The organism is Curtobacterium sp. MCBD17_008, assembly GCF_003234475.1.
Classification (GTDB): Bacteria; Actinomycetota; Actinomycetes; order Actinomycetales; family Microbacteriaceae; genus Curtobacterium.
The window spans coordinates 148,520-170,294 of the sequence record NZ_QKTK01000004.1 but is presented as its reverse complement, the minus strand read 5'-3'; the positions used below and the strand labels follow the sequence as shown (position 1 = coordinate 170,294).

Annotated in this window: 20 protein-coding genes; 8 read left to right on the top strand and 12 right to left on the bottom strand. The window is 72.3% G+C overall.

Annotated elements, in window-relative coordinates:
• The first annotated feature begins 119 nt into the window (after positions 1 to 119).
• Entirely contained in the window at positions 120 to 569 is a 450-nt protein-coding gene (locus tag DEI95_RS05985) for an NUDIX hydrolase (protein WP_111059682.1), read from the top strand.
• 105 nt (positions 570 to 674) lie between these two features.
• On the opposite strand, the gene DEI95_RS05980 is transcribed toward DEI95_RS05985, so the two are convergent.
• Positions 675 to 1,994: a PP2C family protein-serine/threonine phosphatase gene (locus tag DEI95_RS05980; protein WP_110825740.1), complete on the bottom strand. Its 1,320-nt coding sequence runs from the start codon at positions 1,992 to 1,994 to the stop codon at positions 675 to 677.
• 134 nt (positions 1,995 to 2,128) lie between these two features.
• On the opposite strand from DEI95_RS05980, the gene DEI95_RS05975 reads away from it, so the two are divergent.
• Together DEI95_RS05975 and DEI95_RS05970 are read left to right on the top strand one after the other, a co-directional pair.
• A complete protein-coding gene (locus DEI95_RS05975; RefSeq protein ID WP_258367493.1) occupies positions 2,129 to 2,779 on the top strand; it encodes a nucleoside/nucleotide kinase family protein in 651 nt (216 codons plus the stop codon).
• 44 nt (positions 2,780 to 2,823) lie between these two features.
• A complete protein-coding gene (locus tag DEI95_RS05970) occupies positions 2,824 to 3,663 on the top strand; it encodes an SDR family oxidoreductase (RefSeq protein WP_181436212.1) in 840 nt (279 codons plus the stop codon).
• 69 nt (positions 3,664 to 3,732) lie between these two features.
• Here the strand turns inward: DEI95_RS05970 and DEI95_RS05965 are convergent, their stop codons facing one another.
• The 4 genes from DEI95_RS05965 to DEI95_RS05950 all read right to left on the bottom strand — a co-directional run bounded on the left by DEI95_RS05965 (position 3,733) and on the right by DEI95_RS05950 (position 7,925).
• Positions 3,733 to 5,016 (bottom strand): CynX/NimT family MFS transporter, encoded by a 1,284-nt coding sequence (locus DEI95_RS05965; protein ID WP_111059680.1) that lies wholly within the window; start codon positions 5,014 to 5,016, stop codon positions 3,733 to 3,735.
• Entirely contained in the window at positions 5,013 to 5,687 is a 675-nt protein-coding gene (locus tag DEI95_RS05960) for an HAD hydrolase-like protein (RefSeq protein ID WP_111059679.1), read from the bottom strand. The genes DEI95_RS05965 and DEI95_RS05960 overlap by 4 nt, the downstream gene beginning before the upstream one ends.
• 118 nt (positions 5,688 to 5,805) lie before the next feature.
• A complete protein-coding gene (nucS, locus tag DEI95_RS05955) occupies positions 5,806 to 6,501 on the bottom strand; it encodes an endonuclease NucS (RefSeq protein WP_111059678.1) in 696 nt (231 codons plus the stop codon).
• A 122-nt stretch (positions 6,502 to 6,623) separates the two neighbouring features.
• Complete coding sequence (locus DEI95_RS05950) at positions 6,624 to 7,925, bottom strand: MFS transporter (RefSeq protein WP_111059677.1); 1,302 nt, start codon at positions 7,923 to 7,925, stop codon at positions 6,624 to 6,626.
• A 54-nt stretch (positions 7,926 to 7,979) separates the two neighbouring features.
• On the opposite strand from DEI95_RS05950, the gene DEI95_RS05945 reads away from it, so the two are divergent.
• Positions 7,980 to 9,200: a LacI family DNA-binding transcriptional regulator gene (locus tag DEI95_RS05945; RefSeq protein WP_111059676.1), complete on the top strand. Its 1,221-nt coding sequence runs from the start codon at positions 7,980 to 7,982 to the stop codon at positions 9,198 to 9,200.
• A gap of 92 nt (positions 9,201 to 9,292) precedes the next feature.
• Here the strand turns inward: DEI95_RS05945 and DEI95_RS05940 are convergent, their stop codons facing one another.
• Positions 9,293 to 9,565: a hypothetical protein gene (locus DEI95_RS05940; RefSeq protein ID WP_110825733.1), complete on the bottom strand. Its 273-nt coding sequence runs from the start codon at positions 9,563 to 9,565 to the stop codon at positions 9,293 to 9,295.
• Positions 9,566 to 9,707: 142 nt separating this feature from the next.
• On the opposite strand from DEI95_RS05940, the gene DEI95_RS05935 reads away from it, so the two are divergent.
• Positions 9,708 to 10,088, top strand: a complete 381-nt coding sequence (locus tag DEI95_RS05935; RefSeq protein ID WP_181420301.1) for an ATP-dependent DNA ligase — start codon at positions 9,708 to 9,710, stop codon at positions 10,086 to 10,088.
• A gap of 57 nt (positions 10,089 to 10,145) precedes the next feature.
• Here DEI95_RS05935 and ctaD read toward each other — a convergent pair whose 3' ends face one another.
• Both ctaD and DEI95_RS05925 read right to left on the bottom strand, forming a co-directional pair.
• Positions 10,146 to 11,909, bottom strand: a complete 1,764-nt coding sequence (gene ctaD / locus DEI95_RS05930; protein ID WP_110825732.1) for a cytochrome c oxidase subunit I — start codon at positions 11,907 to 11,909, stop codon at positions 10,146 to 10,148.
• A gap of 226 nt (positions 11,910 to 12,135) precedes the next feature.
• Positions 12,136 to 13,269: a glutamate--cysteine ligase gene (locus DEI95_RS05925; protein ID WP_181422192.1), complete on the bottom strand. Its 1,134-nt coding sequence runs from the start codon at positions 13,267 to 13,269 to the stop codon at positions 12,136 to 12,138.
• A 147-nt stretch (positions 13,270 to 13,416) separates the two neighbouring features.
• Between DEI95_RS05925 and DEI95_RS05920 the strand changes: the two genes are divergently transcribed.
• Positions 13,417 to 14,841, top strand: a complete 1,425-nt coding sequence (locus DEI95_RS05920; RefSeq protein WP_110910752.1) for a M20/M25/M40 family metallo-hydrolase — start codon at positions 13,417 to 13,419, stop codon at positions 14,839 to 14,841.
• 63 nt (positions 14,842 to 14,904) lie between these two features.
• Here the strand turns inward: DEI95_RS05920 and DEI95_RS05915 are convergent, their stop codons facing one another.
• From DEI95_RS05915 to DEI95_RS05905, 3 genes are all read right to left on the bottom strand, one after another.
• Positions 14,905 to 16,239, bottom strand: a complete 1,335-nt coding sequence (locus DEI95_RS05915) for an MATE family efflux transporter (protein WP_258367492.1) — start codon at positions 16,237 to 16,239, stop codon at positions 14,905 to 14,907.
• A gap of 118 nt (positions 16,240 to 16,357) precedes the next feature.
• On the bottom strand, positions 16,358 to 16,597 hold the full coding sequence (locus tag DEI95_RS05910; protein ID WP_111059675.1) for a hypothetical protein: 240 nt from the start codon (positions 16,595 to 16,597) through the stop codon (positions 16,358 to 16,360).
• A 67-nt stretch (positions 16,598 to 16,664) separates the two neighbouring features.
• On the bottom strand, positions 16,665 to 18,221 hold the full coding sequence (locus DEI95_RS05905) for a family 20 glycosylhydrolase (RefSeq protein ID WP_111059674.1): 1,557 nt from the start codon (positions 18,219 to 18,221) through the stop codon (positions 16,665 to 16,667).
• A gap of 166 nt (positions 18,222 to 18,387) precedes the next feature.
• On the opposite strand from DEI95_RS05905, the gene DEI95_RS05900 reads away from it, so the two are divergent.
• Positions 18,388 to 18,654, top strand: coding sequence for a DUF4190 domain-containing protein (locus tag DEI95_RS05900; protein WP_110825727.1), 267 nt, complete (start codon positions 18,388 to 18,390; stop codon positions 18,652 to 18,654).
• Positions 18,655 to 18,791: 137 nt separating this feature from the next.
• On the opposite strand, the gene DEI95_RS05895 is transcribed toward DEI95_RS05900, so the two are convergent.
• Positions 18,792 to 20,144 carry a uracil-xanthine permease family protein gene (locus tag DEI95_RS05895; RefSeq protein ID WP_110825726.1) on the bottom strand — a complete coding sequence of 451 codons (1,353 nt, stop codon included), beginning with the start codon at positions 20,142 to 20,144 and terminating at the stop codon, positions 18,792 to 18,794.
• A gap of 114 nt (positions 20,145 to 20,258) precedes the next feature.
• On the opposite strand from DEI95_RS05895, the gene DEI95_RS05890 reads away from it, so the two are divergent.
• Positions 20,259 to 21,725, top strand: coding sequence for a hypothetical protein (locus tag DEI95_RS05890; RefSeq protein ID WP_111059673.1), 1,467 nt, complete (start codon positions 20,259 to 20,261; stop codon positions 21,723 to 21,725).
• Positions 21,726 to 21,775: the final 50 nt, after the last annotated feature.

Genomic DNA, 21,775 nt, shown 5'->3' with positions numbered 1-21,775 from the left:
GAGGTTGCATCCTCCGATGCAGGCGGCGGCGGTCGTGCCGCCGGACCAGCCACGATCCGCTGGACGGGAGGCACGGCGCGGCTCGCCGGCATCGGCCCGCCTGCTGCGATGGTCGGGTCATGGAGTACACGGACTACGACACCCGGCTGGCGTCCTACGCCGTGGTCACCGACGGCGACCGGGTGCTGCTCGCACGGCTGAGCTGGCCGGACGCCGGGCTCTGGACGCTGCCCGGCGGCGGGGTCGAGCTGGACGAGACGGTCGAGGAGGGTGCGGTCCGTGAGGTCCGCGAGGAGACCGGGTACGACGTCGTGGTCGAGGGGCTGCTCGGGATCCGGTCGCACGTCGTGCCGTCGGAGCGTCGGAAGCACCAGAACGGTCGACCGATGAAGGCGGTGCAGGTGGTGCACCGGGCTCGGGTGGTCGGGGGAGCGCTGCGCCACGAAGCGGTGGGGACGACGGACATGGCGCGGTGGGTGCCACTCGACGAGCTCGGGGCGCACCGGCACGGGCTGCTCGTGGTGCAGGCGCTCCGGTGGGCCCGGGTCGGCGGGGGCACCACGGTCTGACCGCGCAGGGCCGCCGGCACCGAGCGGTCCGGTGCGCTGGCCGGTCCGGGGCGCAGCCGTCCGGTGCGCTGGCCGGTCCGGGGCGCAGGCCGGTCCGGGTGGTGCCTAGGACCGGGAGACCTCGAGTTCCGGGTCGTACCGGATCGCGAGCACGGTGACGTCGTCCTCGTTGTGGCCGGCGCGACCGCGCTCCTCGAGCCGCTCGACGAGGTGGTCGGGGTCCGGGTCGGCGACGGCGAACTCCGCGAACCGGTCGACGGCGTCGAGGCCGTCGCCGAACAGGTCGAGGACACCGTCACTGACGCTGAGGATCACGTCGCCCGGACGGAGCACCGTCTCCTGCGTCGTCCAGGACGTCCCGACACCGATCGGCAGGTCGACGCTCCGGAGCCACTCGTGGCTGCCGTCCGCACGGAGCAGCAGGGTCAGGCCGTGCCCGGCGTCGACCCAACGCGCGATCCCGTCGACGCTGACGTGCACGTGGAAGCAGGTCGTGAACTGTTCGGTGGCGGGCGCGTCCAGGCCCACGTCGAGGCCCGTCGCGGTGCGGCTCACCGCCTCGTCGGGCGCTCCCTCGCGGACGGACGAGCGCAGGACCGAACGCACGACCGCGGCGATCATGCCCGCTCCGACGCCCTTGCCCATCACGTCCCCGAGCGTGAAGGCGGCGCCGTCCGTGATCGGGAACCAGTCGTAGAAGTCGCCGCCGACCGAGCGTGTCGGGAGGCACACGGCCCGGACCGTCAGCACGGCCGGGATGTCCACGGCGGTGACGGGCAGCAGGGAGCGCTGCACGAGGGCGGCCTGGCTGATCTCCGCCTCCGCCTGTTGTCGCAGGTCCTGCATCGCCTGCAGCCGGACCACGGCCTGTCGGGCGAGCTCGTTCGTGACGCCGGCGACCCCGACGAAGACCACCAGGACGACCACCAGGCGCACGACCTCGCTGGCGCCGAGTTCCGCCTGACCGACGACCGTCGGCAGGAGGAACGTCACCGCGGTGCCGATCAGCGGGTAGACGACGTGCTGCCGACCCGGTCGGGCGGCGATCCAGATCAGCGGGAGGAGCACGGCCGCGAGGAAGGGCGACCGGGCGTCGCCGGTCCCGAAGCGCAGCAGGCCGATCGCGATGAAGTCGAGCGCGGGGACGAGCAGCTCGAACCGTGCGAGCCCGGGTCGCGCCACGAGCAGTCCGGTGAACGCCAGCCCGAGGAGCGCGAGTCCCGTCCCGGCCCACATGCTCGGCGCGTTCGTCACCGTGAGCCAGGGGAGCAGCACGCTGCAGACCGCGGCGACCACGGACACCGCGGCGATGACCGCCTGGTTCGTCAGCGGGGTCGTCCTGGCCGAGGACCGCACGGCCAGCGGCGCCGCACGGTCGGGAGCGGTGACCTGTGCGACGGCCGGGCCGGATGTCGTCTGCGCCATAGGTGACGAACGCTACCGGCCGTCCGCCGCGGGGGGAACGCGCCCGTTCGTGGGGCACGGCGCCCGGCGACGGCGAGCGGACGCGTCGGCGGGATCGCCCTCCGTCCGGGCACTCGATGCACGAGGATGGACCCGTGCGCACCCAGGAGACCCTGTCCGTCGACCAGGCCGTGGCGCGTGCGGTGGCGCTCGCCGAGGCGGGCGGCCGCAGCGTCGTCGGCATCGCCGGCGCTCCCGGGGCGGGCAAGTCCACGCTCGCCCGACGGGTCGTCACCGAGGTCGTGACGCGGCTCGGTCCGGGCGTCGCCGTGCAGGTGCCGATGGACGGGTTCCACCTCGCGAACGCGGCCCTCGACACCCTCGGCCGGCGCGGACGCAAGGGCGCGGTCGACACGTTCGACGCCGCCGGGTACGTCGCACTCGTCCGGCGGCTGACCGCGATCGGAGGGACCGACGGCACGGTCTGGGCTCCCGACTTCGACCGTCGCGTCGACGAGCCCGTGGCCGGCAGCATCGCCGTCCCGCCGGAGACCGTGCTCGTGGTCTCCGAGGGCAACTACCTGCTCGACCAGACCGCCCCGTGGCGGGAGCTGCCCGACCTGTTCACCGAGACCTGGGCCTGCGTCGTCGACGACTCCGTGCGGATCGACCGACTGGTCGGCCGACACATGCGGCACGGCCGCGACCACGAGGCCGCCCGACGGTGGGCGGTGGAGGTCGACGGCGCGAACGCCGAGCGGGTGACGGCGGACCTGCACCGGGCCTCCGTCCTGGTCCGGACCTGACCGGACCCACCGACGACAGCAGCACCGACCGACAGGAGCACGACGTGACCATCGCCATCACCGGGGCCACCGGCAACATCGGCGGCGCCGTCGCCCGCGCGCTCGCCGCGGACGAGGTGCCGTTCCGCATGGTCGTCCGCGACGCCTCCCGGGCCCCACGGCTGCCCGGGGCCGAGGTCGCCGTCGCGACGTACGCCGACGGCGACGCGGCCCGCGCCGCCCTCGAGGGCGTCGACGTCCTGTTCCTGGTGTCCGGCGCGGAGGCCCGTGACCGGCTCGACCAGCACCGCACCGTCGTGCGCGCAGCGGCCAGTGCCGGCGTGCAGCACGTCGTCTACACGTCCTTCCAGGGCGCGGCCCCCGACGCGACCTTCACGCTGGGCCGCGACCACTGGTGGACCGAGCAGGCGGTGCGCGACACCTCGATGGCGCACACGTTCCTGCGCGACTCGTTCTACCTGGACTTCGTCGAGGACCTCGTCGGCGAGGACGGGGTCATCCGGGGCCCGGCGGGCGACGGGGCGATGGCCGCCGTGGCGCGGGCCGACGTGGCACGTGTGGCGACCGCGGTCCTCCGTGCGCCGGAACGGCACATGGACCGCACGTACGACCTCACCGGACCCGCGGCGATCACGCTCGAGCAGGCGGCCGCGACCGTCAGCGCGGTCCGGGGACGGCCGGTGAGCTACCACCGCGAGACGGTGGAGGAGGCCTACGCCTCCCGGCAGCGCTGGGACCCGGAGCCGTGGCAGGCCGACGCGTGGGTGAGCACCTACACGGCGATCGGCGAGGGCGCGCTGGCGAAGGTGTCCGGGGACGTCGAGCGCGTCACCGGGCAGGCGCCGATGTCGCTCCGCCAGGTCCTGGAGGCCCGGAGCGCCTGACCGCGCCGGTCGCGGCCCGCTCCCGGTGCGCGGTGCGCGGTGCGGGAGGCGATGCGCGGTGCGGGAGGTTCAGCGCACCTTCCGTGCGGACAGGGACCCGACGACGCCGAGGAGCAGCACCGCCACGAGGACGGTCAGCAGCGGTGCCGTCCAGCCGCCGGTCGCCCCGTGCAGGGCCCCGGCCACGAGCGGCCCCGCCGACCCGATCAGGTACCCGCCGCCCTGCACGAACGCGGACAGCCGGCGGGCGTCGTCGTCGTTCGACACGAGCCGCACGATGACGATGAAGATGATCGTGATGCCGCCGCCCTGGGCAGCGCCGCCGAGCACCGACCACAGCAACCAGAGCTGTGGGGCGACGAGCAGGCCGAGGGGCATCGCGAGCCAGAAGAACGCGACGAGGGCGATGATGGCGCGCGGCCGGAACCGGCTGGCGAGCACCGGCACCCCGAGCGCCCCGACGACCGCCAGGATCTGGAACACCGAGGAGCTCGCCCCGGACGACGCGGTGTCGAAGCCGATCTCGTCGTGCAGCAGCGTCGGGATCCAGGCGGTCAGCGCGTAGTACGAGAACGCCTGCCCACCGAACGCGAGCATGAGCCCCCACGTCACCCAGCGCTTGGCGGGGTGCGGCAGGGTCGCCACGACGGGGGCCGCCGGGACCGTGCGGACCGCGCCGGTGTCCAGGACCTGGTCGATCGGTCCGGTCGCCGGCACCGGTCCGGAGTCGCGGTCGGCACCACGCCATGCGGCACCCGCCCCGACCGTGTACGTCCACGCGGCACCGGCGACGACCGCGAGCACGGCCCAGATCGCGATCGCGACCGGCCAGCCCCAGACGGCTGCGATCGGTGCCGTGCCGAGCGAGGTCGTCATCGACCCGACGTTGAGCGCGGACGTGTACACGCCCGTGACCAGGCCGACCCGTTCCGGTGAGGTGTCCCGCCGGATGACGACCGGGATCACCACGTTGCCGATCGTGATGCCGATGCCGATCACCGCGGTGCCGACGAGCAGCGCGGCCTCGTGCGGGACCGACCGGAGGACGGTGCCGACGAGCACGATGAGCAGCGACAACGACACGGCGCGCTCCGCGGTGAACCGGGCGATGACCCAGCTGGCGAACGGCGTCGCGAGGGCGAAGCAGAGCACCGGGATCGTGGTGAGGAGCCCGGCGACCGTCGCGGTCATGCCCAGGTCGACCCGGATGTCCCCGATGACCGGCGCCGGCGCGACGATCGGGCCGCGGAAGTTCAGCGCGACGAGGACGATCGCGGCGGGCAGCAGCCACGCGGCCCCGCGGAGTCCGGCACGGCGAGCTGCCGCGCCGGTGGTCTCGCCGCCGCCGCTCACGTGCTCGGCAGCAGGATCGGCAGCAGGTCGAGCGGGGTCGCCGCCTGCGCGACGGTGCCCGCGGCCTCGGCGGGGGAGCCGTACCCCCACTCGGCGAAGACGGTCGGGACGCCGTGCGCCGCCGCCCCCTCGACGTCGTGCAGGCGGTCCCCGACGAGCACCGGACGGCTGATGTCGAACCCACGCGCGTGGAGCCGGCGCAGGGCCTCCTCGACCACGTCGGCCTTGGCGGAGCGCACCTCGTCGTCGCTCGCCCCGGTGATGACGTCGATGTCCCCGGTCAGGCCGTAGTGCTCGAGGATGTAGGTCGCCGGGGTCTCGGGCTTGCTCGTCGCGGTCGAGATCGGCACGCCGGCCTCGTGCAGGGTGTGCAGGACGACGTCGATGCCCGGGTACATGCGGGAGTCGAGTGCTCCGTGCGAGAAGTAGTGCTCGCGGTACACGGCGAGGGTGCGCTCGGTGAGCTCGTCGTCCATGCCCATCGCGATGCGGAAGGTGTCGAGGATCGGCGGCCCCACGAACGACATGAGGGTGTCCTGGTCGGGCACGGGGACGCCGACCTGTCGGAACGTGTGCGTCAGGCTCTCGATGATGCCCGGCGCCGAGTCGCTGATGGTGCCGTCGAGGTCGAACAGGACGGCGGTGAAGGGGCGCTCCGGGCTGCTTGTCATGTCCCGCCCAGCCTAGCCGCGCCGCCGGAGCCACCCTGCGGCGGGGTGAGCCGCGCGCCGGGGATGGGTCTGGCCTCCCGGCCCGCGCTCGCGGAACCGTGTCGCGGCGCCGGCGCGCTCAGAAGAGGCGCGCGTGCCCGCCCTCGATGCCGCGCATCTCGTCGTAGTCGAGGACGAGGCAACGGATGCCGCGGTCCTCGGCCAGGGTGCGGGCCTGGGGGGCGAACGACTGTGCCGCCAGGACGCCCTGCACCGGCCGCAGGTGCGGGTCACGGTTCATGAGCTCGAGGTAGCGGGTGAGCTGCTCGACGGCGTCGATGTTGGCGTTCCGCTTCATCTCGACCGCGACGCTCGCGCCCGCGTCGTCCCGCGCCAGGATGTCGACCGGACCGATGGCGGTCATGTACTCGCGGCGGACCAGCGTGTGGCCGTCACCGAGGAGCTCGATCTGCTCGGCGAGGAGCTGCTGCAGGTGCGCCTCCACCCCGTCCTTGACCAGACCGGGGTCGACGCCGAGGTCGTGCGACTCGTCGGCGACCACCTCGTGGATGCTGACGATGAGGCGGTCCTGCGTCTTCTTCTGTGTGACCGTCCACACCTGCGTGATGCCCGCGGACGCCTGGTCCTCGTCGGGTTCCGCGATCGCGATCGAACACGGCGGGCTCATCCAGTTGAGCGGCTTGTAGCTGCCGCCGTCCGAGTGGACGAGGAGCGAGCCGTCGGCCTTCAGCATGAGGAGCCGGGTCGCGAGGGGCAGGTGGGCCGACAGGCGACCGGCGTAGTCGACGGAGCAGCGGGCGATGACGAGACGCACCCGGGAAGCCTAACGGGGATCGCAGGCGGCCCGGCGGGTCGCCCACCGGCCCCTGTGCTCGCTGCTCGCTGCTCGCTGCTCGCTGCTCGCTGCTCCGGGCGGAGGCAGGCGGTGCCGGCGGCTCAGCGTCGCCGGTCAGCCGTGTCGGTCCGGTCGGCCCCGCCAGCCGCGCCGGCCGGGAGGCCGGGGTCGCCGCCGGTCCGTCCGTCGCCCGGGCGGGTGGTCGCGGTCCGCTCCCGCGCGGCACCGGACGCGAGGCCGGCCGCGATGATGAACACGAACACGATGAGGAGCCCGTTGAGGAGGCCGACGTGCTCGCCGGCGAACCCGATGATCGGCGGTCCGGCGAGGAACGCCACGTAGCCGATCGTCGCGACGGCGCTGACCTTGGCGGCCGCGGTGCGGGGGTCGTCCGCGGCGGCCGACATCCCCATCGGGAACCCGAGCGAGGCACCGAGCCCCCAGAGCACGACACCGACGATCGCGATCGGGACGTTCGGCACGAAGATGAGCATGCCGAGGCCGACGACCGCGACCACCGCGCTCGCCCGGAGCACCGGGACCCGTCCGAACCGGTCGATGAGCGGGCTGCCGGCGACGCGGCCGACGGTCATCGCGGCGAGGAAGACGGCGAGCACGGCCGAGCCGCCGTCGTTCGCCAGGCCGTGGCCGTCGATCATCGCGAGGGGCAGCCAGTCGTTCGCGGAGCCCTCGGCCAGGGCCATGCCGAGCACGACGACCCCGATGAGGAGGGTCGACGGCTGCTTCCAGATCGCCCACCGCGAGACCGGCAGTGCCACCGGGCTGGTGTCGGTCGGCTCGGGCTCGACGTGCCGGTCCTCGCCGAACCAGCGGATGGCGACGAGCATCGCCAGGCTCGTGAGGACGCCGACGACCACGAAGTGCAGCGCGACCGGGACCTCGAAGCGCTCGGCGAGGGCGCCGATGCCCGCGCCGGCGAGCGTCCCGACGCTGAACGCCGCGTGGAACAGCGGCATGATCGTCCGGCCGCCGAGTCGCTCGGCGGTCGCTCCGGACACGTTCATCGACACGTCGCACAGGCCGTTGCCGAACCCGAACGCGATGAGGCAGATCCAGATCGCGGCGAAGCCCCAGTCCATCGTGACGGCGATGCCCGCGGCCACCATGCCGAGCGCCAGGCACGCGGCGGCCACGAGGACACCGCGACGGGCACCGAGCCTCGCGACGATGTGGCCGGCGAAGGTCAGGCCGGCGATCGACCCGACCGACATGCCGAGGACGAGCAGGCCCATCGTGAAGGTCGAGGCGTCCAGGGAGTCCCGCACGCTCGGCACGCGTCCGAGCCAGGTCGCGATGTCGAGCCCGGACAGGGTGAACACCACGAACACCGCGTTGCGCCAGGCGCGGGTCGTCGGAGCGGGGCGGGTGCCGGCCGTCGTCATGGAACTGTCCGATCGAATCGATTCGAGGAGGGGTAGCCGTTACGCTAACGAGCGATGGACGACACGGCAAGTGACCCCGGCGCGTCGGGCCCCCGCCCGGGCGTGGACCGCACCGACGGTCCGGACGACGCCCCCACGGCCGACGCTGCCCGGAGACCCGACGCTGCGGGCGCACCCCGGGCCTCCCGGTCCGGTCGCCCCACGCGCCCGACGCTCGCCGCCGTCGCCCGTGCGGCCGGCGTTGCGCCGTCCACCGCCTCCCTCGCCTTCAGCGGTACCGGCCCGGTGTCCGAGGACACCCGCCAGCGCATCCTCGCCGTCGCCGCCGAGCTCGGCTACGACGGACCAGACCCACGCGCCCGCTCCCTCCGGCGTGGGCGGTCCGGCGTGATCGGCGTCGTGCTCGACGACCGTCTGAGCGACGCGTTCCGCGACCCCGTGAACGTCCTCACCCTGGACGGCATCGCCGAGGTCGCCGGAGCCGCGGGGGTGTCGCTGCTCCTCGTCCGGAGCCCGCTCGACGACGAGCGCGGTATGGCACCGCTCGTCGACGCCCCGATGGACGCCGTCATCCTCATCGGGTGCAACGTCCGGATCGACCCGGCGGTCGCCGTCCTCCGGCGACGCTCGATCCCCGTCGTCGCGATCGAGGCGGACGCCATCGAGGGCGCCGTCCCCGTGCACCTCGACAACCGCGACGCGTCCCGACGGGCTGCCGCGTTCCTCCACGACCTCGGTCACCGGCAGGTCACCGTCGTGACCCTGCCCCTCGACAGCGCCCGGGAGCGCGGTCCCGTCAGCGCCGAGCGGGAGCGCGCATCGTCCGCGTTCACCACGACCGAGCGACTCCGCGGCGTCCGGGACGTCTACCCGGACGCACCGGCGATCGCGTCGGCGGGCAGCTCGGTCGAGGAGGGCCGCATCGCCGGAGCGGCGCTCTTCACCCCCGGCCTCGAGCCCCCCACCGCGGTCGTCGCACAGAGCGACCTGCTCGCGGTCGGGGTGATCTCGGCCGCGCTCGACGCCGGACTCCGCGTCCCCGAGGACGTCAGCGTCGTGGGCTTCGACGGCATCCACGTGGACGACAGCCTGCTCTACCGCTCCCCGATCCGGCAGTTGACGACGCTCGTGCAGCCGTTCGTGCCGAAGGGCGAAGCGGCAGCCCGCGCCGCACTCGCCATGCTCGAGGGGGAGTCGCCCGAGCCGGCGTCGTTCCGGTCCGAGCTGCGGATCGGCGACACGACGGGACCGCCGAGCGGGCGACCGCGCGACTGACGGCGTGGACCGCGTCCGGTCCGTCGGTGGGCGGATGGGCGAGCGGCCCGCGGCCGTGCGCGTGCTTCCGCCCGCGCCGCGGGTCACCGCGACTACCCGTCGAACGCCTCGAAGTCCGGGACGTCGAACGGGTTGTCGAGGTCGCCGTCGTCGCGGTCCTCGTCGGGGACGTCCTCGACCTCGAACGCAATCGCCACCCCGGGGGTCACGACCACGTCGAGTGCCCGGTTCCCGTAGAGGGTCACCGTCACGACGTCGGCGCCGGCACGATCCGCCGCCACCACGGCTGCTTCCAGCGCGTGCAGGTCCTGGCCCTGCGCGAGCGCGTGCGACGTGCCGTCGACGGTCATCGTGATCCGGCGCAAGGGGTTCCCGTCTGTCGACCGTGCCCGAGTAGGCTGCGGCTACCGGCCATCCAAGCAACACGGCCCAGGAGCCATTCCCAGCTACCGGGTGGTTCGAGCAGCGGCGGCTCCCGTCATCACCCGGTGGCCTGGCGAGGTCGGCATGGGATCCATCAGCTACGACAGTCTGGTCGTCGTCGTGGACGACCGCACGCTCACCCATCTCCAGATCGTCATCGTCAACAAGCTGCGTCGGGGCGAGGCGTTCCTGATGTCGTGGAAGGACGCCGCGGACGTGGGGTCTGGGCGGAGTTCGATCTGGCTGCACCCGAACGTCCTCGTGCACTTCAAGTTCGACGGCAGTCGTGTCCCGGCGATCAACGAGCGGTGGTTGCGGGAACTCGCCGCTTCCGCTTCGAGTTCCCGGGGGCTGGTCGTCACGCGCGAGGACGGCGACGTGACGGACCTCCGTCCCAAGCCCGGTCCGCCACGCCGCACGACGGCACTCGCCGCCACCGCACCTGGCGACGAGACGGCGCCGTAGCGGGACCACCGCCCGCACAGCGCGGCGGTCCCGGAGGGAGCGGAGTGGGATCCGTGGTCAGAACTGCTGACCCGTGCCCGACGCGTTCCGGGTCCTGCCGCTCGCCTGGTCGTGCGTGGCTGCGTCCGGGGCGTCCATCGCCGGGCCGACGCCGACGGGGACGCCTGCCTCGGGGTGGTTGAGGTCGAAGGCCGGGGACTCCGAGCGGATACGAGGGACCGCGGTGAAGTTGTGCCGAGGCGGCGGGCAGGAGGTGGCCCACTCGAGCGAGCGGCCGTAGCCCCACGGGTCGTTGACGCGCACTCGCTGGCCGTGGCGCATCGTCTGCACGATGTTGAGGAAGAACGGCAGCATCGAGGCGGCGGTGAGGAACGCCCCGACCGTCGAGACCTGGTGCAACCAGGTGAACCCGTCGCTCGGCAGGTAGCTCGCGTACCGGCGCGGCATGCCGATCACGCCCAACCAGTGCTGGATGAGGAAGGTCATGTGGAACCCGATGAACAGCATCCAGAAGTGGATCTTGCCCAGGCGCTCGCCGAGCATCTTGCCGGTCAGCTTCGGCCACCAGAAGTAGAAGCCGGAGAACATCGCGAACACGACCGTGCCGAAGACGACGTAGTGGAAGTGCGCGACCACGAAGTAGCTGTCGTGGACGTGGAAGTCGAGTGGCGGTGACGCGAGGATGACCCCGGTCAGGCCGCCGAAGGTGAACGTGACGAGGAACCCGATCGCCCAGAGGATCGGGGTCTCGAACGTCACCGAGCCGCGCCACATGGTGCCGACCCAGTTGAAGATCTTCACGCCGGTCGGGACCGCGATGAGCATGGTGAGGAGCGAGAACCACGGCAGCAGCACGCTTCCGGTGGCGAACATGTGGTGCGCCCAGACCGTGACGGACAGTCCGGCGATCGAGATCGTGGCGTAGACGAGGGTCTTGTACCCGAAGATCGGCTTGCGGCTGAAGACCGGGAAGACCTCGGAGACGATGCCGAAGAACGGCAGTGCGATGACGTAGACCTCGGGGTGGCCGAAGAACCAGAAGAGGTGCTGCCAGAGCAACGGGCCGCCGTTGGCCGGGTTGTAGATCTGCGCGTCGAAGGCGCGGTCGAGGAGGAGCCCGAACAACGCCGCTGCGAGCACGGGGAACGCCATCAGCACGAGGATCGACGTGATGAGCACGTTCCACGTGAAGATCGGCATCCGGAACATCGTCATGCCGGGAGCGCGCATCGTGATGGCCGTCGTGATGAAGTTCACCGCACCGAGGATGGTGCTGAACCCGGTCATGCTCAGGCCGGCGACCCAGAGGGTGCTGCCGAGTCCGGGCTCGAAGGTGGTGTCGGACAACGGCGCGTACGCCGTCCAGCCGAAGGACGCCGAGCCCGCCGGTGTGAGGAAGCCGCCCATCGCGATGGCGCTGCCGAACGCGTACATCCAGTAGGACAGGGCGTTGAGTCGGGGGAAGGCGACGTCCGGTGCGCCGATCTGCAGCGGCATGATCGCGTTCGCGAAGCCCGCGAACAGTGGTGTCGCGAACAGCAGCAGCATGACCGTGCCGTGCATGGTCATGAGCTGGTTGTACTGCTCACGGGTGTCGATGACGTCGAGTCCGGGTGTTGCGAGCTCGGTGCGCATGACCACGGCCATCAGCCCGGCGACGCAGAAGTAGCCGAACGCCGTCACCAGGTACAGGTTGCCGATCGTCTTGTGGTCCGTCGACGTGTGCCAGTTGACGGCACGGATGCCGGTGCGCAGCGGACGACGTCCGAGGAGTTCGTCGGGTTCCTCGCCGAGGGCCGGCGGTGTCGTCGTCTGCGTCATGGGGATCCTCCGTCGATCGGTGGCTGCGTCGACGATCCGGCGGCAGTGGGGCCACTCTCGCCGTCATGTCCGCGGTTGCACAGGGGCACTGGTGGACGTGCCGCGTGATCCGGACTGCGGAGCGGCCTCCAGGGCGGAACCCGCGGGATCCGGCTCGGACCTGCTCCGGGCATGACGGGACGGGACGCGAGCGGTCGCGGCTCCCGGACGACGCACGCTGCGGTCGTCACCGTGGGGTCCGCACGGCGGTCTCCGGGAGGGTCGACGGGGTCGGCTCCGCGCCTGCGGCTCGGACGGCGACCTGCCCGAGGTCCCCGGACGTGGCATGGACGGCGCGCTGCCGGGTCGCCCCGTTGCCCGAGACGAAGGCCTGGTGGACGGCGTGCTCGACGAGCTGGTCGTCACCGTTCGCCGTCAGGGCGGGTCGGAGGTGCTCGAGCAGCATCAGGACGACCTCGTGCGCGGGGAGCGGCCGGTTGGTGAGCGGTTCGACGAGGTGGCCGTCGAGTCCCTCGATCGCGGCACGCCAGTTCGCGAGCCGGATGATGCAGGCAGGCGTGGCGGCAGGCGGCTTCCCGGCGTGCCACTCGTCGACCGCGGTGTCGACGAGCGCCCGCACGAGCCCGGCCACGGCGACCGTCATCGTCGGGTCGAGCGGTACGTCCGTCACCCGCACCTCGACGGTCGGGTGGTTGCGGGACAGTCGGGCGTCGAAGTAGAGCATCGCGGGGTCGAGGAGGGCTCCGGTCCCGTTGATCGCGGCGGTGACCCCCCGGTACCCGGCCACCGTCTCGTACCGTTCCGCTGGTCCGGCGGTCGGCCACTGGTTCCACGTCACCGACCGGAAGCTCGCGTGACCGGTGTCCTCACCGGCGTGGAACGGCGAGTTCGCGGTCAGGGCGATGAGGATCGGCAGCCAGGTCCGGATGCGGTCGAGGACCGCGACGCCCTCGTGGTCGGACTCGACGGCCACGTGGACGTGCAGTCCGCAGGTGAGACTGTGCCGGGGCACCGCGCCGAACCGCTGCACCATCCGTTCGTACCGGTCGGAGGAACGCAGGTGGGGGACGGTGGGCAGCGGCGAGCTGGCGAGCGGCGCCGCGAGGGCACCGTGCTCGCCGGCGAGTCGCATCGCGAGGGCACGGTTGTCGAGGACCTGTCGGCCGAGCGTCGCCAGCGTCGAGTGGGGACGTGTGATCACCTCGAGCATCTCCAGCTGCATCTCACCGGCGAACTCCGCGCCGTCGAGCGGCAGCCGCTCCGCCCGGGCACGTTCGAGCACCAGGTCCGCGATCGGGACCGGCGCTCCGGTGGTCCCGTCCACGAGGAGCAGTTCTTCTTCGACGCCGATGGTCCGCATGCCCTCAGCCAAGGCGTCCGACACCGTGTCCCCTCCCCGTTCCCGCGTTCGGTGGCCCATGTCCGCCGTGCGAGCCGTCTGTGACGCCTCGGCCCCTGACGGGGGGACCGTGTGCGAGGAACACCCTCGACGTCAGGACTGAACACCATGGACTCCACGCCCTCCCTGCCCCTGCCCGGACCGTCCGACCCCTCGGGTGTCGGTCGCTTCCTGGCCGACAACCGCGAGGAGGTGCTCGGCCAGCTCGAGCACTGGGTGCGGATCCCGTCGGTGGCGTCCCAGCCCGAGCGCTCCATCGACGTGGAGCGATCCGCCCGGTGGCTCGCAGCGGCCATGCGCGAGGTCGGGCTCACCACGGACATCCTCTGGGCGGGCCCGTCACCCACCGTGGTCGGCGAGTGGATCGTCGATCCGGCGAAGCCGACGGTCCTGGTCTACAGCCACCACGACGTCCGGCACGCCAAGCCGGAGGAGTGGGCCGAGACGGAGCCGTTCCAGCCGGTGCTGCGCGACGGGCGGTTGTACGGGCGGGGTGCCTCCGACGCGAAGGGACAGGTGATCGCGCACCTCTGGGGTCTCCGCGCGCACCTCGCCGGACGGGGCGACGCCGGTCCGGCGGTGAACCTGAAGTACGTCGTCGAGGGCGAGGAGGAACTCGGATCGACGCACTTCGCGTCGCTGCTCGACCAGGAACACGAGCGCCTGTCGTGCGACGTCGTCGTCTTCTCGGACACCCTGCAGTGGAAGGACGGGGACCCGGCGGTGGTGACCTCGATGCGTGGGATGACCGGTGCGACCCTGACCGTGACCGGGCCCCTGCGCGACGTGCACAGCGGAGCCGCGTCAGGACCCACACCGAACCCGGTCCACGCACTCGTCACCGTGCTGGCCGCGTTGCACGACGACGACGGACGCATCGCGCTGCCCGGTTTCTACGACGACGTGGAGGAACTCACCGACGAGCGCCGGGAGCAGCTCGGCGACCTGTCGTTCGACACCGACGTGTGGCTCGAGCGCACCGAGACCCGGAGCGTCACCGGTGAGTCCGGTCACACGGTCGAGGAACGTCTCTGGGCACGACCGGCCATCGAGGTGCTGACCCTGCTCGCGGGCGACCCGACCGGGTTCCCCCGGGCGGTGATCCCCCGCGAGGCAACGGCGGAGATCAGCATCCGCACCGTCCCCGGACAGCACGTCGCGGCCGTCGCCGACCAACTCCGCCGCTTCGTCGGATCGACGATGCCCGACGGGGTCGAGTACGAGCTGACCATCCCGGAGGAGTCCGGCCAGGACCCCTACGTGACCCCGGACGGGCCGGCACTGGAGGCACTCGTCCGCGCCATGGAACGAGGGCACGGTGGTGGGACCGCCGGACGCATGGGGAACGCGGGCGGCGGTCCGGCGGAGCTCCTCGGCCGCACCTTCGACGCACCGGTCCTCTTCATCGGCACCGGCCTGCCCGAGGACCACTGGCACTCGAGCGACGAGAGCATCGACGTCGGGATGCTGCTCGACGGCGCCGCGTCGATCGCACACCTCTGGGAGGGGCTCGCAGCCATCGAGCGGGACTGAGAGTCCCGACCTCGCGGGCACCGGCGTGTCGACCGGTCGGCCCGCAGCCGGCGGACCGCGTCGTCACCGTGCCAGAGCCGCCGCGATCCACCCCGGTCGGTGCGCCCGGACCCCGAGCGTCACCGCCCGCACGCCGATGTACCCGAACGAGAACACCGCCCACAGCGCCGCCAGCCCGTCCCCGAGCCACCACAGCAGCGGCAGGTACACGACCAGGTTCACGACGCCCGCGAGCGCCAGGTAGCGGGCGTCACCCGCACCGATGAGCACCCCGTCGAGCACGAACACGTAGCCGGCGACCGGCAGCCCGACCGCGATGAGGACGAGCACGAGGGGGAGGGCCGCCCGGACGTCGGCGGAGTCGGAGAAGACCGGCCCGAGCACGCCGCTGGCAGCGGCGGTCAGCACCCCGAGCAGGACGCCGCCGAGGATCCCGAGCACCACGAGCCTCCCGGTCACCAGGCGGACGCGCCCGGCGTCCCGCGCCCCGAGGGCGTGCCCGACCAGCGCCTGTCCGGCGATCGCGAGCGCGTCGAGTGCGAACGCGAGCGTGCTGAACACCGTCAGCCCGATCTGGGTCGTCGCGAGACCGATCGTGCCGAGGCCGGCCGCGGTGGCGATCGTCGCGAGCATCGCGACCCGCAACGACGCAGTCCGGAGGAACAACCACGCGCCGGACCGCAGCGCGCGTACGACCCCGGAGGCGCCGGGCCGGAGCGGTGCGCCCGATGCCCGGGCGGCGCGGACGGCGATGCCGACGTACACGGCGGCCATCGCCCACTGCACGACGACCGTGCCCGCGGCCGACCCCTCGACACCCCAGCCGAACCCGTAGATGAGGAGCGCGTTGAGCAGACCGTTCGCGACGAAGCCGACGCTCGCGACGACGAGGGGGGTGCGGGTGTCCTGCAGTCCGCGGAACAGCCCGGTCGAGGCCGTGACGACCAGGATGCCGGGCAACCCGATCAGCGAGACGGTGAGGTACGCCGTGGCGGCCGCGGAGACCCCGGGCGTCGCCCCGAACAGGTCGACGAGCGGCCCGGCGAGCGGCCAGCCGACGAGCGCGAGCACCACCCCCAGCGCGAGCGCCAGCCACATCCCGTCGATGCCGGCGTGCACGGCGCCGCGGCGGTCACCGGAGCCGAGCGCCCGGGCCACGGCCGGCGTGGTGGCGTAGGCGAGGAAGACCAGGAGGCCCGTCACCGTCTGCAGGACCGCGCTCGCCACCCCGACGGCGGCGAGTGGTGCCGCGCCCAGGTGCCCGACGAGTGCGGTGTCGGTCAGCAGGAAGAGCGGTTCGACGACGAGCGCGCCGAGTGCGGGCAGGGCGAGGCGGACGATGTCGCGGTCGACGGTGCGACGCACGTGGCGGGCGTCGGTGTCGGTCGGGGAGGGCACGAGGACATCCTGCCGTCGGTCCGGTCGGGCGGGTGACCTCGGGGCGCAGCTGACACCTGCTCATCGGGCCGCCTGTGTTCGCGCAGTCCTGCCGGACGGCATCGTCCCCCGACGGTCGTCAGTCCTCGTCCTGCTCCGCCGACCGTCGGGCTCGGACGATCTGCCAGATGGAGAGAGCGACCACTGCCGCACCGGCACAGCCAGCGATCCATGAGCCTGCGACTCCGATGATCGGCTCGGTCGTGCAGGAGCTCGTCCCTTCGCCTGGGGCGGCGTCGGCGCAGCTGGTCACCTGCAGCAGGGTCAGGAACAGCACGGTGACGGTCGTGACGACGGCGACGGTGCTCCAGGCGATCACCCGATCCACGATGCGCTCCGTCCGTGATGTGACCCGGTGCCGCTCGGGCGTCGGGTGGTGAGAGCGATCACGAGGTCGCCTCGTCGATCATGGCGCGCACGTGCGGCGTACTCCAGCGCAGGAGGTCATCGGAGGGCGAGTCCTCGAGGTCCTCTCCCCAGATCGCGACCGCCGCGCCCGCCATGGGAGCAGCGAGGAGCGCACCCGATTCGCCGTCCCACGTCCGCAGTGACCAGTTCTCGCGGAGATCGGTGGCCATGTACTCGCTGTCGGCCTCGTCGAGGTCGCTCGGCACCTCGTAGAGGTAGTACGAGTTGTAGTTGAGCAACTCGATCCCCGCGGCGTACAGGTCGGTGGCACCCGCTCGCCGCTGTCGGCGTTCGCGGCGCTCCGCAGGGTCCTCGGTGTCGCCGTCGAAGCTCCAGTACGTGACGTGGATGCGCGGATCCAGTCGCTTCACCGCAGCCCGGTCGATGCCGTCGTTCCAGGCCCAGACCTCACGATCGCCGAGAGCGGCCGCCATGGCGTTCAACCACCCGACGCGGTCAGCGGCAGTGACGCCACCGCCCCATTCGTCACCACCGATGTGCACGGTGCGGCTGGACGGGAACGTCCGCGTCACCTCCGCTGCGAGCTCGGTCGCGAGCGTGAGACTGGCGGGCGCGGATGTGTCGAGCTCACTCTCGCCCGAACGGATGCGATCGACCCACTCCTTGCCGTGTCGCGCCTCGAGCAGGGCGAACGCGGCTGCCATGTGGCCGGGAGTGTCGACCTCGGGCACGATCGCGATGCCCCGCCGGGCCGAGTACGCCGCGATCTTCCGCGCCTGTCCGGCGCTCAGGAACGGACGACCGGTCACTCGGCTCGTGTAGACGCCGTGGTGGAGATCGGCGTTCGCGGGGGTCTGGCCGAGGACGGCGCTCTCGATCCCGACGTTCTGGTCGTCGGTGAGGTGCAGGTGCAGGAAACGGCCGCCGTTGTCGGCCAGCAGGTCGACGTACCGCTTGATCAGCGCCACCGGGTAGTAGGCGCGAGCGACGTCGAGCATCACACCCGGTTCGGGACGTGCGCGGGACGCGGGTCTGCTCGTGACGGTCGTGGCAGACGTGCGGCATCGCTGTACGGAGTAGACCCCGGTGCAGCCGAGGACCCTGTACTTGCCGGCTTTCGCGCGGAGGGGTGACCTGTGGATCGCGCGGACCGTGGTGCTCGCGCCCGCGGCGAGCGGCTTCACGGTCACGTGGCCGAGCGTGTACTTCTTGCTGCCGGCGGACAGGTAGAGCCAGGCGTGGGCAGCCGGCTTCCGCACCGAGCTGGTGTTCTCGACCGTCAGGGTGGTCCGCACGGCCGTGCCGGTGGAGGTGACGGTGTTGGTCGCGGTGACCTTGGTGACCGTCACTGCCGAGGTGTTGGAACCGATGGCGACGGTGTGCACCCCAGGAGCGTCGAGCGTTGCGCTCTCCGCCGGTGCTGCGGTCGCATCGATCCCGACCAGGGCCACTGCCGACACCGCGATCGCGAGACCGGCGGCGACCATCCGGCTGACGTGTCGACGCGGAGGCGCTCCTGGCGTCGGGGACTGGTTCTTCTTCTGACGCACCACGACGCTCTTCCCCTCGACCATGCGGATCGTCCACCCGCACCACCGCGACACCGTTCAGCCTCGGACGGACCGGGGTTGCGCGCACGATCGTATCCACATCGGGTCTGGGCCCTCGGATGCTGCACTGTTCGCCGCGATGCGCGCTGCAGCCTCGGTAAGCTCCCGCTGAGAACGAAGGACGGCTCCTGTGTCGCAACTCAACAAGCCAGCCGTGGTAGCCGCGGCCCCGACGAACGTGCTCGCGATCGTCGCGCTCGTGCTGGGCTTCGTCGTTCCCGTCGGCGGGATCGTCGTCGGGATCATCGGTCTGTCGCAGATCAGGAGGACCGGTGAGAACGGCCGGGGGCTGGCAGTCACCGGCGTCGTCGTCGGCGCGGTGCTCACCGTCCTCAGTGTCCTGCCGATACTCCTCCTGCTCCCGGAACTCCTGCAGGTGTTCGGGCTCCGCGGGTAGCGTCGCGGTCGTTCCGGGCCCGGGCTGGAGCGTGCTCCTTCGTCAGGAGTCGCCGGCGGAACACCAGCCGGCGGGACCTCCGCTCGACCGTTCTCGCAGGTGATCGGCCGGAACGAGCGGACGACCACCGGGGCCGGTCAGCCCTTCCGGCGCCCGTCGACCCGCGGCTCGACGGGGACGCCACCCGTCGCGGCCCGGTCGGCGTCGGTCGCGTCCGGGGTGACCGGATCGGTGCCCCGGGCCCGGCCCACCAGGTCCATGAGGTGGTAGACGACGATCGCGGCGATGGTGCCGATGATGATCCCGCCGAAGGTCGCGCCGCCGAACGAGAACGTGAAGTCGGCGATGCCCATGATGAGCGCGATGCCAGCGGTGAGCTGGTTCTTCGGCTTGGCGAAGTCGACCCGGTTCTCGACCCAGATGCGGATGCCGATCACGCCGATGAGTCCGTACAGCGCGGTGGTGGCGCCACCGAGCACGCCGGCCGGCACCGTCGAGATGACCGCACCGATCTTCGGCGACAGCCCGAGCAGCACGGCCGCGATCGCCGCGACCCAGTACGCCGCGGTGGAGAACACCCGCGTCGCCGCCATGACGCCGATGTTCTCGCCGTAGGTCGTCGTGGCCGAACCGCCGCCGACGCCGGCGAGCACGGTCGAGACCCCGTCGGCGAGCAACGCGCGCCCGGTCAGCGGAGTGAGGTCACGTCCGGTCAGCTGGCCGACGCCCTTCACGTGGCCGACGTTCTCGGCGACCAGGGCGAGCACGACGGGCAGGAAGCCGAGGTAGACGGCGGTCTGGGACAGGTCGAAGGCCGGGGCCGTGAAGGTCGGCAGTCCGACCCAGGCGGCGTCCTGCACGGCACCGAGGTCCACCTCGCCCGCGACGAGTGCGACGAGGTAGCCCACGACGACACCGACGACGATCGACAGGCGACCGACGAGCCCCTTGAACAGCACGGTGCAGAGGACGATCGCGGCGAGCGTGACCGCGGCGATCACGGGCGCCTCCACGAAGTTGTCGCGGGCGGCCGGCGCGAGGTTGAACCCGATCAGCGCGACGATGGCGCCGGAGACCACCGGTGGCATGAGACGGTCGATCCACCCGGCGCCGGCCAGGTGCACGATCAGTCCGACCACCGCGAGCAGCGCCCCGACGACGATGATCCCGGACAGTGCGAGCGGGATGCCGCCGATCTTCGTCGCGGCCCCGATCGGCGCGAGGAACGCGAACGACGAGCCGAGGTAGCTCGGGAGCCGGTTGCCGGTGATGAGCAGGAACAGGATCGTGCCGATGCCGCTGAACAGCAGGGTCGTCGACGGGGGGAAGCCGGTGATGAGCGGCACGAGGAAGGTGGCGCCGAACATGGCGACCACGTGTTGCACGCCGAGGCCGACCGTCCGGCCCCAGGTGAGTCGTTCGTCCGGCGCCACGATCGCCGAGGCGGACACGGTGCGGCCGTCGCCGTGCAGCTTCCAAGGGAGTCCCATGCGATGACCGTAGCGGGCGCACGGGCGTCCGTGGGTCCGCAACCCGCCCTGTGGAGAACCGCGACGGACGGCCGGAATGCTGGATATGGTGTGTGGGACACCACGAGGAGCACCATGCGAACCACCAGCCACGTCCTTGTCCCCGTCCTCGCCGCACTCGCGGTCGGCGCACTGACGGCCGCGCCCGTGCTCGTCGCCGACCCCGCCCTGGCCGCGGGTGTCGACCGGCACGCGACGGAGACCTCGCGGTCGCCGGCGTCCGACCCGCCTGCCCCCGTCGACTTCACCGCCGGGGTGCGGTCGATCGCACACGGCACCGGCGTCGTCACCGTCACCGGCACCGTCCCGACAGGCGAGAGCGTCCAGGTCGCCGGGGACGTCGTCGAGCCCGTCTGGACCGAAGGGGACGCGGACGGTCGCTGGACGGCGCGGGTCCGGGTGCATCCGGGCGAGCACGTCATCCGGGCCACGTCCCAGGTGTCCGGGCAGTCGATCGACATCCCGGTCCGGATGCTCGTGCTGCTGCCCCCGGACATGACCGCGACCATCAACGGCATCGGACGGACCATCACGCTCGACGGGTTGGGCCATCCCGGAGCGCACCTCGTCGTCCGGGACCGCGGGACGGAGCGCGCCGAGACCGACGTCGCCGACGACGGCACCTGGCACGTCGTGCTGCGTGGTCTCGCGTTCGGTCGCCACCACGTGGAGGTCGGCCAGTACTTCGACGGCACCCTGAACGGCGGGGTCGACGACGTCTACGAGCTCTCGGGCACCCCGACCGTCGAGCACGCGACGGCTTCCCGGCAGACGGAGCACCTCGTCCTGGACGGGCGTGCTCCCGCCGGCAGCACGGTGACCTTCGCGGACCGCCGGGGTCCGGTCACGGGAGCGGACGGCGAGCCCGTGGTCGTCCACGTCGGGGACGACACGTCGTGGCGGGCGGAGCTCCCGATCCCCGACGACGTCCGTCTGGACGTGGTCTCGGTCATCGCCTCCGACGGAGGGGACGAGATCGGTCGGACGGACGCGCACGTCACGATCCCGTCCGCGCTCACCGGCACGGTCGAGCGACTCGGCGACGGCCGCCTCCGGTTCAGCGGCACGGGAGAGGTCGGCGGCACGGTGACGCTCGAGGACGAGGCCGGGAAGACCCTCACCGCCACGAACGGCGAACCGCTCCGCACCACGATCGGTCGGTCGTGGGAACTCGTCGTCCCGCGCGACGCCCTGCCCGCCGCTGCCGTCGTCGCACAGCAGCGCGTGCAGGACGTCGAGCAGGGCGCCCTGCGGCTCGTGCTCCCCGGCGCACCGGGACGCCCCGGTCCGGGCGCCGGGAGCGCCGGGAGCGCCGGTGGCACTCCGACGGGAGGCGGCGTCACCAGCGGGGAGGAGGCCCGTCATCCGGCCGCGGCCCGCCTCCGGACCGCGGGCACGCGTGCTGCCGCTGCCGGACGACTCGCCTACACCGGTGCGGACGTCGTGCACCCGGCCGTCGCGTCCCTCGTCCTGCTCGTGCTCGGAGCCGGCACCCTCCCGCTCGCCGGGGTCGTGCGCCGGCGTACGACTCCCCGTCGGTGAGGGGCTGACGACGTGGACAGGTCGGTGAGCGAGCACCGGGTGGCGGAGGA